The organism is Halobacillus sp. Marseille-P3879, assembly GCF_900240285.1.
Classification (GTDB): domain Bacteria; phylum Bacillota; class Bacilli; order Bacillales; family Halobacillaceae; genus Halobacillus_A.
In genome coordinates this window covers 493865-506207 of record NZ_OESS01000003.1, presented here as the reverse complement: position 1 = coordinate 506207, position 12343 = coordinate 493865, and the positions used below count along the sequence as shown (strand labels likewise).

Genomic DNA, 12343 nt, shown 5'->3' with positions numbered 1-12343 from the left:
CACTGCTCCCGTCTAAGAGCTGGTCCTTACTCATTTTATGCTGATTTTCGTTGATCTTCAGCTTCTTTATATCCTAGTACAGCATCAACATAATAAATATCCCCATAGCAAGCATCATATTGCTCAGCTTCTGAGCGAAGGCAGCTGTACTTACCCGTATGGGCCAATTCCTCATACTTCATCGCAGAGAACTCAATCGCTAAATCCTGGGAGTATTCTCCACCGTTTTCCATCACATAATCTATGAATCCAGTTCCAAAATTATAAGACTGCAACGCTAATTTCATATCCTGATCAGCCTCTTCTAATGTTTGGGCAAAATAGGCCACGCCCTGCTCGATCGAACGATGAGGATCTTCAATACAGCCTACAGACCCGCAAAGCGATTCGGAAGCCTGCATCGGATCATCTCCCCGCCCCCCTGATTCCTGCATCATTAAAGCAAGCAGGATGCCGACGTGCTCTTCAATGCCTTCTTCCTCAGCGGCTTTCCTTACTTCCTCTTCATATTGCAAGACTTGCGGGGAAAGACTTCCTTCATTACTATGGAAGAATTCTTTATTAATTCCTTCCCCTATCGTACTACCATTCAGAAATACGTAAACAATACCAGCGAAAATCAGAAAAGGGAGACTCCGACGTAAGAAGCTTCCTTTTCTTTTGTTTTTTTTCGCTTTCTTTTTGGCCATAGTCTCCCCTCCCTTCTCCGTATATACATGATCTCTATTTTAACATGGTATCTCTTAAATTGATGAATAGTTTGCTAGCTTTTGTAAGAATAAACCGAAAGTTGTTTAACCCGTATGGTAGAAGTAACTTAAGGAGAGAGAAGATCAGAAGAGGAGAATGCGGAGTATACAAATCAGCCAATTTAACGATTACTCAAACTGATAGGCTGAAATAAATTGAGGGGAATTCAAGAGTCAAGAAGAACATCATATTAGAATAAAACGGCGACTCTGCTATGAAAACAAAAGAGCAGGGGAATACAATAGACTGCGATGAAGAATCAAAAATGATTCGTCTCCCCCCCTTTTTTTTCCTCCCTTGAAACGTGAAAATCCTCCAGTTATTGTTTAAAACCTTAGTTAGTAAGATCTCCACTTGTCAGCTATAGCTTTTATGTCATTCGGGGATGTGCGGCAACAGCCCCCAAGGATGCGGGCCCCAGCTTCATACCAAATTTCCGACTGACGACCAAAACGCACACAGGATTCCTGCCCATGCCAGGTGTTAGTAGCTGCATCATACGTCTCTCCTGAGTTCGGATAAATAATGATAGACTTATCTGTACACCTCCGCAGCTCACTAATGGCACTAGTGGCTTCTTCTACCGGAGAACAATTGATTCCGATTGCAGTAATTTGAGGGTGTTCTTTAACCATTTCTGCACAGTCCTGTAGTGGTGTACCATCACTGATACTTTCTCCGGTTTTTAATGTAAATGATAGCCAGGCATAGGTATCAGGGAACTCTTCCAGCAGAGCAGCAAGAACTTTAGCTTCCTGAAAAGACGGCAGCGTTTCAAATGCTAATACATCAGCCCCCGCTTCTACTAACGCTTTCACTCTTGGACGATGAAATTCAACGACCTCCTCATCCGAGATTCCATAGTTTCCCACGTATTCAGAGCCATCTGCAAGATAAGCGCCGTAAGGACCAACCGATGCGGCCACGATCGGCTTCGGACGGTCTAACCTTGCTTCCTCCTGCCAAAAATCATCTCTCGCCTCGCGGGCAAGCTCTACTGTTTTCTTAATTAACTCCACCGCTTCCTTCTTTTTAATTCCACGCTGAGCAAAGCCGTCAATCGTTGCCTGGTAGCTTGCTGTAATCGCACAATCTGCCCCTGCTTTGAAATAATCATAATGAACACGGGAAATAAGCTCCGGCTGCTCCAGTAAAATACGTGCCGACCAAAGCGGATCATCAAGATCACAGCCATAGGCTTCTAATTCCGTAGCTAAAGCACCGTCAAGAACAAGCACGGAATGATGATCTAAAATGTGTTTAATAGGATTGATTTTTGTAAGAGACATGTTACTTTTCCTCTTTTCTTTATGAGTGTATTACTTCGTCTAACTGCAGCTTAGTAATCGTTCCCTGATGGAAATATAACTGCCAGCGTCCATCAATGTACTTCCATATCGAACTGCGAAGCGTATTTCTCTTCCTCGTCCGATCTTCTATAAAATATGTAGATAAGACGACATCAGGAGCTAACGGCTGAATTTCAAAATTATACAGAGTCATTTCCGTTAAGGTCACTCCAATATTGAGACACTCTTTCTTATCAAACATCCGGCCTGAACTTCCTATTTCCCAAAACTCATCAGCTAAAATTTCGTCTAGAACTTGTGGGGATTTGCGAACATTCAAATTTAAATGACTTTCTTCTCGTTCCTTTAAATGTATTTTTAAATTATTATCCATCAATTCACCTCCGCTGAAAATTTTTATTAAATCCATTAAAGAGGCCCTTTCTACTGTTCATAACTACCATACGAACGGGAATTCATTTTCGTTTCAAAGACCTCTTACCAGTTTCAAGACAGCATGACTAAGTCATACAAGTATCCAGCAATTTCACCGAGCCGCCAGGCAATAATTACGAGAGTTACTGCGATTAGCACAAGACTTACAGTTTTCATTAAATCTAGTAAATCCTTATTCATCATTTCCTCCCTTTCTAGTCCTCAGTGATGCCGACCCCTGTTCCAAAAACCTGAAGAACTAATAAATAGAACGGATAAAAACAGACCATAAATATAATAATCAACCCTGTGGCAGCTGCTGGCTCATCAGACGGGTTGGTAATAGGAAATAAAGAGACAAAAGTAAATACAAACAACAAAAAGTACGGAACCCAAAGCAGTACAGACCAAAATGAGGCTTTTCTGTTTTCCATTAATCTCCTGATCAATCGATGAAACAGGATGGTAAAGGCAATACATCCGAAAATGAATGTAACAAGTCCCCCAATGGCCGTAGCATCCATATCCACCCTGTTAAACGACTTAATCGACCAATGTTTAATATCAGCTCGACCGCGATAAATAATATAAAGGCATATAAAGCACTTAGTACGTTCAGCTTCACAAAAAATCTCATGACCAATCAACTCCTTTTCCATCCATAAAACTACATATTTCATTCATGCAATTATTTCAAATTCACAATTTTTCCACAAGTTGCTATTAATAAAAAAACCGGCTTCTTTTAAGAGAAACCGGTTTTAGTATCAGGCTCATTTTTAAAAACGAGATCGAGCAGGGAGTTCCTGAGATCAGAACCCTCATGTGTCCTCAGGCAAACAGCTGGCTGACGTTAGAGTGAAAGATTTGCTGAATCTGCTCCTCCGTAATCGCTCCTTTTTCTTTTAATGAAGGCAGTATATGTTTGAATAAATGATCAGGCTGCCAATGCTGCAGCAGCCCGGCTAACGCCTCAGGCAAAACCGGATCCCGGCCCCACCATACATTAACCGTATCATGAGAAAGAAGAATTTGTTTTTCATAACCCGAAGCGAGCAGCCCACTGAGCACCGCCATTCTCGCTTCATCCATCGGTGCCCCGACAATTCCCTGCAGCCCCCAGCGGTCAAGTGCAATATATGCCCCGTGCTTAAGCACTTGTAAATGCTGGTTAAGGTCCGTGGTTCCACACATATGCCCGATCACCACTTTAGATAGATCAGCCCCTTCCTCTTTTAATAGCGCAGCTTGCTCAGGCCCCATCGTCCCTTCCTGAGTGTGTGTAAGCAGGACGATATTGGTTTCCTTCTGCGCTCGTACTGCTGCCCTGAAAAACATCTGCTCATATGCTGTAATTTCATTTTTACTCGAAGCTAGTTTAATAATCCCCGGCTTAATACCCGTCCCTTCAATACCATTGGTGATTTCTTCCATGAACATTTGATAGATTTCTTCCTCGGCAGTTCCGAGCTGCTGCCGGAACTTAAAATAAGGGGTCGCTCCTTCACCTTCGTAGTAAAAACCCGTAGCACAAATAATATTCAAGCCGGTTGCTTCTGCCACGGCTTGAAGCAATTGAACGTTACGGCCACATTCATTCGGAGTGGGATCAACCACTGTATCCACGCCCTGCTTTTGAATTTGTTGGGCCACCTCAATCCCTTGCTTTTTCTTTTCTTCAAAATTAAACCTTCCAAGCGTCATATCCCCTTGAAAACCTGGGTACCCGAAAAAGAAATGTTCGTGAATCAAGGTTTTTCCCAGTTTACTGGATTCAACAAGACCCGTGACCGTTTCGATGCTTCCCATTCCATCCACCCTCCATTTCATTTCTCACGCAGTAAAAATGTCCATAAACTCCATAGGTTTTTATCCAACATACTAACCAGATAGTATGTAATTCTAATATATATTTACTTTTCTGAAAATTCAATGGTCACGCGTTTTACTTTGCCTTGATCAAACCCCATCTCTTTTTAAAACTCTATAAAAAAGAAGAAGACTTTTCCCATTTGAATGAGAAAACTCCTCCTTCTTTATTCAGAGTATATACCCTCATAACAGAGATTTGATATCTTCTTCTATAGCTTCGGGCTTATCCTTCGGTGCGTATCGCTTCACTACGTTACCCTTACGATCAACGAGAAACTTTGTGAAGTTCCACTTAATTTCTTCATTTAAAAAGCCTTTTTGCTGATCTTTCAAATACTTAAATAAAGGATCTGCGTCTTTCCCTTTTACATTAATTTTCTTTAGCAGCGGAAAAGTTACCCCAAAATTAATCTTACACGTTTGTTCCATCTCGTCATCAGATACAGGCTCCTGGTTCATAAACTGGTTGCTCGGAAAACCGAGCACCTGCAGGCCAGAGCTGCTGTACTTTTGATGCAGTTCTTCCAGGCCTTCGAACTGATTGGCAAACCCGCATTTTGTTGCAGTGTTTACGATGAGAAGGATGTCTCCTTGAAAATCGGCCAGCTCCAAAGTCTCTCCATTACTTTTTTTCACGGTATAATCAAATACTGACATGTCTCTTCCTCCTTTGCATCCATCATAATACAGAAGCGGAAGTAATAGAATTTTCAGGTACTAGTTTGAGGGTCTGTATAAGTCCTCCTCTCCAGTTGTGAGCTGAATGATTAATTAAATCCCGAGTCCGGAACGCTCCATGCAAAACACATGAAGAAACGTCCAGGGGGAGATCCCTGAACGTTTACTGTGATCAATATTGTCCGTATTACTGTGATTAGCAGCAGGTTGGACAACAGTCAGCCGGTTTAGGTTTATCTTGCTTCCAGAATTTTAGCTGAAACCATTTTATCTGCTTTCTGTGCTGATGGATAACAGGGCCATGTTTATGCCCCTCAACCCCTTCTTTTATTTCCTCAATACGCTTCGACATTGAATATACATTCATCATTTTTCTACCTCCGGACTGCAGCATACCTGCTCGTTATTGTCTGATCCGACATCACGCTTCGTATAGAAAAACTCCCACTCATTTCCGTCGGGGTCAGTAATCCAGAATTTATCCTGAAGGGCATAGCAGCAATTCGTATCTTTTTCCTCACGTGTGAAGAATCCCAGCTTTTCAAGGCGTTTTTTGTGATGGTCAATGTCCTGCTGCTTTTCGACCTGAATGCCAAAGTGTCCCACCTGGTTCCCTGATACCTCGGATGCTGTATTAAGCGTAAAATTCAGCCGCAGATTCTTCGGTAAGTATTTTGCGTAATCTTCCTTTATTTTGACAGGAGCTTCTCCAAAAACTTTGTTATAAAACTGAACGGACTGCTTTAGATCTGTCACATGTAACCCAACGTGTACATTCATTATAACTCTCTCCATTCATCAATTTTTTTTGATTTATAGAATAAAAAAATTACTCACGTCGAAACAGGCAGCAAAGCTCTTCGGACAACAAATGGTTCATTTCTGAGTGGTTTAAGGTATAGTAGCTCCAGGTTCCTCTTGTTTCTTTTTCTATAAGCCTGGCATCCATCAGAATCTTCAAATGATAGGAAAGCTTAGACTGAGGAAGCTCAAGTTTCTCTGATAAATCACAGACACAAACTTCTCCATACTGGGTAATCTCATGCAGGATATACAGGCGCTTCTGGTCAGCAAGGGCCTTAAACTTCTTTTCATAAGTACTGAAGGTTCTATCCAGGGTTACATCTTGAAGGGGAATTTCCTTATTCACTTCCCTCCCTCCTTACATCAAATTTTTTTGATATTTAAAGCTTAAGATATCGTATGCAGAAAGTCAAGATAATGCATCAAAAAAATTTGATGTATTCTTAAAGCTCTTTATTTAATATGTTATTTCCAATAAGGTATAATCATTTTTATAAAGATGAAAGAGTTTTCATACCCGCCTCCCACTACTAATCAATAAAGGAGATTCACATATTATGAAGCCAAAAATTCAAGACGTGGCTAAAGCAGCTGGTGTCTCCCCAACAACAGTATCCCGCGTGCTCAATAACCGTGGATACATAAGCGAAGAAATGAAAAAGAAAGTTTATACTGCCATGGAAGAAATCAATTATATTCCAAACGATTTAGCAAGATCTTTATATAATAAAAAAACAAATATTGTTGGACTCATTGTTCCAACGACAAAAAACCCTTTCTTCGGCGAGCTCGCTGCTGAAATAGAGAACTACTGCTCACAAAAAGGGCTGAAAGTTCTCCTTTGTAACAGCGTAAATAATATTGATAAAGAAAAACAGTATTGGGATATGCTCAGAAGAAATCAAGTTGATGGTGTCATCGTGGGAACTTACAACCGTGGTCTTCTTGATTATGAACAGCATAACTTGCCGACTGTCGCGATTGACCATTATTTATCTAAAGATATCCCCGTTGTAGGTTCAGACAATTATAAAGGCGGGAAGCTGGCTGTAGAGAAGCTTCTGGAGTCAGGATGTCAACGCATCATCCATTTAAACGGGCCTTATGATCTTGAAACCCCTGCTAACCTTCGAAGGAAAGCGTATGAGGATGTGATGGCTGAGCGCAATTTGTCTTATACCACCTATGAAATTCCGGGGGTAGTTGATATTCAGGAGCACAATCAAATTATTAAACAACTCTTTGATGAACAGCCGGATATGGACGGAGTTTTTGCAAGTGACGATATATTAGCTCTGGCCGTTATGCGGGAAGCAGAAAACAGAAGTATTCCTGTACCAGAAAAACTAAAAATTATAGGCTATGATGGTACTGAAACCATTCGTACCATCCACCCTAGCCTCACCACTATTTGTCAGCCGATTCAGACTATCGCTGAATCAGCCGTGTCCCTTCTGCAGCAGCAAATCGAAGGAACAAAACCGATTACCCAGGAAGAAATCCGACATGATGTCGCTCTTTATGATGGTGACTCTATTTAAAGATCAACAGAAAGAAGAGACTGGGACATAAGTAAAGCAGTGATGTCAAAAAACGAACATCATATAAAAGCAGATCATTAGCGTAGTCCAAACACGTAGACTCCTGTGGAAATAGCGCGAGCCGAAGATCCCGCGGGAAAGCGCTCTTTGCTTTCCTAGGAAGCTTAAGGCCGTGTCCACTGAAAAGCGAAGTATTTTGACGAAGCGATGGTGTGAATTCTCTTTAACATAAATAATCCGAACTGATTTCTACAGAATCATTCGGATTATTTTATGATTTATTCAGTTTTGTCCCATTCCTCTTCTTTTTATTCTATTACCTTTTTTAATGACCATGTCTCCACTTTATCTACAGTAACTCTGGTTCCTTCTGTAAATAATCGAGTTCTTTTGTTGTCTAAAGCAGAATAAATGCGATTCGTTATCCATGCTTCTCCATCAGCAGTGAGCACTTCTAATGAGCATGTATCCATAAATAATCTGAGTGAAAGGTTGTCTGTGACATCAAGCTTTGTTCTATTAATATCAGGATGTGTATCTCCCCCGGCTGCAGTAGTGTCTACGACTAATTCTTTTGTTTTTAAATCGTAGTACACAATTACCTTTTCTGTTCCGTCATTGGAAACCCTTAATTCCATTCCTATCTTTCCATAAGATTCAGTGTCTTTTAAATCAAAATCTATTAACATTTCAAAGCTATGATCTACATCGTCTCTAGTAACATCTACATCTTCATTTGAGTTCAAATGCACCTTCTCCCTGCACTGATAATTCTCTCGTAAGCCCTGAAGTTCAGGAACCGGTAAAAGCTTCACTTGACGGTTATCGTCTAGAACAACCTGTCTTGGGATCGTCATAGCTCCTGCCCAGCCTTCTGATTTAGTAGGAAAATCTGTCTGCCACGTATCCATCCAGGCAATTAGAATTCGTCTTCCCTGTTCATCTTCGAACGTCTGGGCCGCGTAAAAATCATTTCCGTTATCAATTTCTTTTACTGATTCAGGAGTAAATTTACCTTCTTCATAATTCATTTCGCCAACCATAATGATATTTTTCCCATTGCTCATATTCATCGGAGAAACAATCAAGGCGTGTTTATCCTCGATAGGGAATAGATCCGGGCATTCCCACATATCCCCCTGACTTTCCGTTGCTTCTAAGGCCTCTCCTTCATATGACCAATTCAGTAAATCCTGAGATTTATATAAAGGAACGGCTCCTTTCCCACTTACACTCGAGCCTACAACCATATACCAATACCCGTTATGCCTCCATACTTTAGGGTCGCGAAAATCCTGAGATAGATGTTCAGGAGGTTTTTCAATGACAGGATTTTCACTGTACTTATTAAAATAAATACCATCTAAAGAAGAGGCGGCAGCCTGAACCTCTTTTGGTGACTTCCCTTCTACGTGCCCCGTATAAATCAAGAAAAGTTCATCCCCCTTAGAAACAGCACTCCCTGAGAAACAGCCAATATCTTGATTTTCTTCTTCAAAATCATATTCCTCTGAAGGTGCTAAAGCAACGGGTTGATGCTCCCAGTGAATTAAATCTTTGCTTACAGCGTGTCCCCAGTGCATCGGTCCCCAGTCTGCTCCATAAGGGTTATGCTGATAAAATAAATGATAGGTTCCTTTATGCTGGATCAGGCCGTTGGGATCATTAATCCAGCCCGCCGGAGCCATAAAGTGATAATTTAATCGATAGCGGGCATCTACAACTTGCTTCTTTCTAAACTCCACCTCCTGAGTGGCTTGCTTTACTTTTTGCTCATGTGTTTCATTGGTTAATTTCATAATTTTTCCCTCCACTATATGCTATCCGGTTGTCATATAAATTAAAAATAAATACTTACTTATTACCTGTTCCTGATGTTCCCAGTCCCTGAAGTAAATATTTTTGCGCTACGATATATACGATAATAAGCGGAATCGTTGAAATCGTTAGAATTGCCATAATCTGATTTGTAAATACGGGCTCGGTCGAATTGATATTCGTAATCGCAACCTGCAGCGGAAATTTCTCGCCATCGGTTAAGATCATTAACGGCCAGATATAATCATTCCAGCTGGCGATAAAGGAAAGTGTGCCTACAGTGGCAATAGCTGGTTTAGACATCGGCATCATTATCTTCCAGAAAATCGACCAGTTGCTGGCTCCTTCAATTTTAGCCGATTCAATTACTGAATCAGGGACTGCGATAAAGAAGTTCCTGAATAAGTAGATAAAGAACGCGTTAGCGATCATAGGCAGAACGACAGCCAGACGGCTGTTGACCAATCCCAGGTTGTGAATGATGGTAAACTGGGTAATGATGATGGTTTCTACAGGAACAATTAATAGCGCCAGCAGCAGGCTGAACAACAGGTTTTTACCGAAGAACCTGAACTTGGCGAAGGCATACCCTGCCATTCCATTGATTACGATTGAACCAACAGTAACTATACCTGCATAGAGAATACTGTTGAACAAATAGTTAAAAATATCAAATCTTTCAAAAAGCTCCGTATAAGAAGCCATCCATTCTGATAGTTGAAAAGAAGGAAGCAAAGCCTTAATGCTGTCTAAATCCTGATAAATATTCTCTTCTGACTTTAAAGAAGAGGAAATCATCCAAATTAGAGGAAATATGAACAAAAAAGCTAAAAGAGTTAATAATACATTCTTTATTCCTTTCGTCACTCTTTGCACTTAGATCTCCTCCTTTGCCAGTTTACGCTGCACAAATGTAACCAGAGCAATTAATACCCCAAATACAACTGTCATCGCACTGGAGTAACCAACTAACCGATCTGTAAAACCAGTTTGATAGATATAATAAATCGGTGTCATTGTCGAGTTCAACGGCCCGCCCTGAGTCATAATCATCGGTTGAATGATTAATTTAAATGCTGCAATTAACGTAGTGAACACAATTAGAGTAGTCGTAGGCCTCAATAAAGGAAGCGTAATATGCAGGAAGCTCTTCCATTTCGTAGCTCCATCTATTTTAGCTGCTTCATAAACTTCCCTGGGAATGTTCTGTAATCCAGCAAGAAAGATTAACATTTGATACCCTGCTCCCTGCCAGGCCGAAACAAAGACAATAGCAAAAATCGCCTGGTTAGGACTCGTTAAAAACGGCTGAGCATCAATACCGATGCCCTGCAGCATAGAATTTATTAATCCATCAGAAGGGTTTAATAAATACAGCCACAAGACCGAGATTACAACTAAAGACATTACGACTGGAGAGAAGAAAGCTACTTTGAGAAAAATGTTTCCTTTCTTGTTGTTGTTGATTAACAAAGCGAGCCCTAAAGCGGCACCTACTTGAACAATAATTATACAAACAACAAATATTGAAATGTTTTGCAGACTTTTCATAAATACTGGATCACTAAAGAGCTGAGCGAAGTTACTAAAGCCTACAAATTCCCGTTGATCTGGCGTAAGCAGATAATAGTCCGTAAAAGCATAATAAATTGTCAGTAATGCCGGTAAAAATAAGAAAATCCCTAAAAGTATCAAGGCTGGCAGCAGAAAATAAAATGGCTGAACATGAAAACTGATCGTTTCTAAACTGAAGGCTTTTCTTTTCTCCCGTTTTGTGTACTTATCAGAATACTCCATTACTTTAGTTCCTCCTATCTATGGCTGTCTGCATTTCTTGAGCTTTCTCGTCAAGCAGCTGCTGCAATTCATCTGTTTCATAAAAAGAAAGACCTGTTACCGTCTGCTGAAAGGCACGTGTCACTTGCGGATAGGCAGGGAGCACTGGACGCGGCTGGCCGGAAGCAGTATTTTGCTCAATCAGCTTGTTCATCTGCGGTGTTACTTGATCTTCCAGCTCTTCTGCTGCTGAATACCGTGCGGGGAGCACAGTGTTTCCTAAACTAATATCTACGAGTGCCTCGGTCGTCGTAAGAAAATCAATCAATGCCCCAGCGGCTTCTTCATTTTCCGCACTGGTTGACATCGCATACTGCCAGCTTCCTGTAGGAGAGACAAGTTCGTTGGTATCTGGAGAAACTGGATAAGGCATAATATCGTAATCGATATCCTGATAACTAGTTTCCAGCATCTGAATCGACCAGGAGCCGCTCATCATCATTGGATATTTGCCCGTCTCGAATCCATTTTCTGAAGGAGAAATGGTCGTATAATTTTTGTTCTGCATTTCTTGAATAAAGGACATGGCTTTCACCCCATCTTCATTATTAAAAACCCCTGCGGCTTGTTCACCATCTTCTGAGACAACCTGTCCCCCCTGAGACCATAAAAACGGAGCAAAGGCGTACATTAACCATTCACTCTTATCATCCAGCCCCATGTCTATGGCTGGAGTATCAAAGGTCTCTGTCAGTTTTTTTGATAAATCCATAAATTGATTCCAGTCCCAGGGATCTTCAACCGTCGGTAATGAATCTAAATCAATGCCTGCTTCTTCAAACATATCTTTGTTGTAAAATATCCCGACGCCCGACTCCGAGTATCCAATAGCATAAAGCTCATCTTCATATGTTCCCTGATCAATAATACTTGGTAAAAAATCATCTTTATCGGAAAGATATTTACCTATCGGGGCGATTATATCTGCCTCAGCGTAAGCCGCTGTGTTCGGACCATCAAGCGTTAACACATCAGGAAGCGTTTCTGTGGAAACTGCTGCATTTACTTTATCTTCATAACCTCCTCCACCCCCGCTTCTCGGAATAAATTCAATCTCAGCTTCATAAGTTCCCTCGTATTCGTCATTAAATTGCTGAACAGTATCAAACATCACTTCCCCTTCTGGACTCTCCTTTGATGTCTGCACCCACATGCTGATCGTTTCTTCTCCCGATGTACTGCTGCTCTCTTCGGTATTACATGCTGTCAGAAACAATGAGCCTGCTAATACAAAGGTTAAAATCACATGTTTCATTTCTCCTCCTCCTTATTGAAAGCGATTTCTTAATAAGATTGTAACCTTGTTTGAAATGTATGTCA

At 41.0% G+C, this 12343-nt stretch carries 15 protein-coding genes; 1 reads left to right on the top strand and 14 read right to left on the bottom strand.

Annotation, left to right across the window (positions count from 1 at the left end):
* Positions 1 to 35: 35 nt before the first annotated feature.
* From C1A12_RS16855 to C1A12_RS16820, 10 genes are all read right to left on the bottom strand, one after another.
* Entirely contained in the window at positions 36 to 689 is a 654-nt protein-coding gene (locus tag C1A12_RS16855; protein WP_101845690.1) for a lysozyme family protein, read from the bottom strand.
* 399 nt (positions 690 to 1088) lie between these two features.
* Positions 1089 to 2039, bottom strand: a complete 951-nt coding sequence (gene mmuM, locus C1A12_RS16850; protein WP_101845688.1) for a homocysteine S-methyltransferase — start codon at positions 2037 to 2039, stop codon at positions 1089 to 1091.
* A gap of 19 nt (positions 2040 to 2058) precedes the next feature.
* On the bottom strand, positions 2059 to 2433 hold the full coding sequence (locus tag C1A12_RS16845) for a DUF4440 domain-containing protein (RefSeq protein ID WP_101846530.1): 375 nt from the start codon (positions 2431 to 2433) through the stop codon (positions 2059 to 2061).
* 113 nt (positions 2434 to 2546) lie between these two features.
* Positions 2547 to 2675, bottom strand: a complete 129-nt coding sequence (locus tag C1A12_RS21540) for a hypothetical protein (protein WP_255408425.1) — start codon at positions 2673 to 2675, stop codon at positions 2547 to 2549.
* 14 nt (positions 2676 to 2689) lie between these two features.
* Positions 2690 to 3133 carry a hypothetical protein gene (locus C1A12_RS16840; protein WP_145997060.1) on the bottom strand — a complete coding sequence of 148 codons (444 nt, stop codon included), beginning with the start codon at positions 3131 to 3133 and terminating at the stop codon, positions 2690 to 2692.
* A gap of 172 nt (positions 3134 to 3305) precedes the next feature.
* Complete coding sequence (locus tag C1A12_RS16835) at positions 3306 to 4283, bottom strand: phosphotriesterase (protein ID WP_101845684.1); 978 nt, start codon at positions 4281 to 4283, stop codon at positions 3306 to 3308.
* Between the two features lie 246 nt (positions 4284 to 4529).
* A complete protein-coding gene (locus tag C1A12_RS16830; protein WP_101845682.1) occupies positions 4530 to 5003 on the bottom strand; it encodes a glutathione peroxidase in 474 nt (157 codons plus the stop codon).
* A gap of 217 nt (positions 5004 to 5220) precedes the next feature.
* Entirely contained in the window at positions 5221 to 5394 is a 174-nt protein-coding gene (locus tag C1A12_RS21155; RefSeq protein WP_159462217.1) for a hypothetical protein, read from the bottom strand.
* Positions 5391 to 5807: an ArsI/CadI family heavy metal resistance metalloenzyme gene (locus C1A12_RS16825; RefSeq protein WP_101846529.1), complete on the bottom strand. Its 417-nt coding sequence runs from the start codon at positions 5805 to 5807 to the stop codon at positions 5391 to 5393. The genes C1A12_RS21155 and C1A12_RS16825 overlap by 4 nt, the downstream gene beginning before the upstream one ends.
* Positions 5808 to 5853: 46 nt before the next feature.
* Positions 5854 to 6174 (bottom strand): metalloregulator ArsR/SmtB family transcription factor, encoded by a 321-nt coding sequence (locus tag C1A12_RS16820; protein ID WP_101845680.1) that lies wholly within the window; start codon positions 6172 to 6174, stop codon positions 5854 to 5856.
* A 211-nt stretch (positions 6175 to 6385) separates the two neighbouring features.
* Here C1A12_RS16820 and C1A12_RS16815 point away from each other — a divergent pair, with 211 nt between their 5' ends.
* Positions 6386 to 7369 carry a LacI family DNA-binding transcriptional regulator gene (locus C1A12_RS16815; protein ID WP_101845678.1) on the top strand — a complete coding sequence of 328 codons (984 nt, stop codon included), beginning with the start codon at positions 6386 to 6388 and terminating at the stop codon, positions 7367 to 7369.
* Between the two features lie 308 nt (positions 7370 to 7677).
* Here C1A12_RS16815 and C1A12_RS16810 read toward each other — a convergent pair whose 3' ends face one another.
* From C1A12_RS16810 to C1A12_RS16795, 4 genes are read right to left on the bottom strand one after another with little or no spacing between them, the layout of a single operon-like run.
* A complete protein-coding gene (locus tag C1A12_RS16810; RefSeq protein ID WP_101845677.1) occupies positions 7678 to 9168 on the bottom strand; it encodes a glycoside hydrolase family 32 protein in 1491 nt (496 codons plus the stop codon).
* A 55-nt stretch (positions 9169 to 9223) separates the two neighbouring features.
* Positions 9224 to 10063 carry a carbohydrate ABC transporter permease gene (locus tag C1A12_RS16805; RefSeq protein WP_235001647.1) on the bottom strand — a complete coding sequence of 280 codons (840 nt, stop codon included), beginning with the start codon at positions 10061 to 10063 and terminating at the stop codon, positions 9224 to 9226.
* Positions 10064 to 10984 (bottom strand): carbohydrate ABC transporter permease, encoded by a 921-nt coding sequence (locus tag C1A12_RS16800; RefSeq protein ID WP_101845675.1) that lies wholly within the window; start codon positions 10982 to 10984, stop codon positions 10064 to 10066. It abuts the gene before it with no gap.
* 4 nt (positions 10985 to 10988) lie between these two features.
* Positions 10989 to 12278, bottom strand: a complete 1290-nt coding sequence (locus C1A12_RS16795) for an ABC transporter substrate-binding protein (protein ID WP_101845673.1) — start codon at positions 12276 to 12278, stop codon at positions 10989 to 10991.
* Positions 12279 to 12343 lie beyond the last annotated feature (65 nt).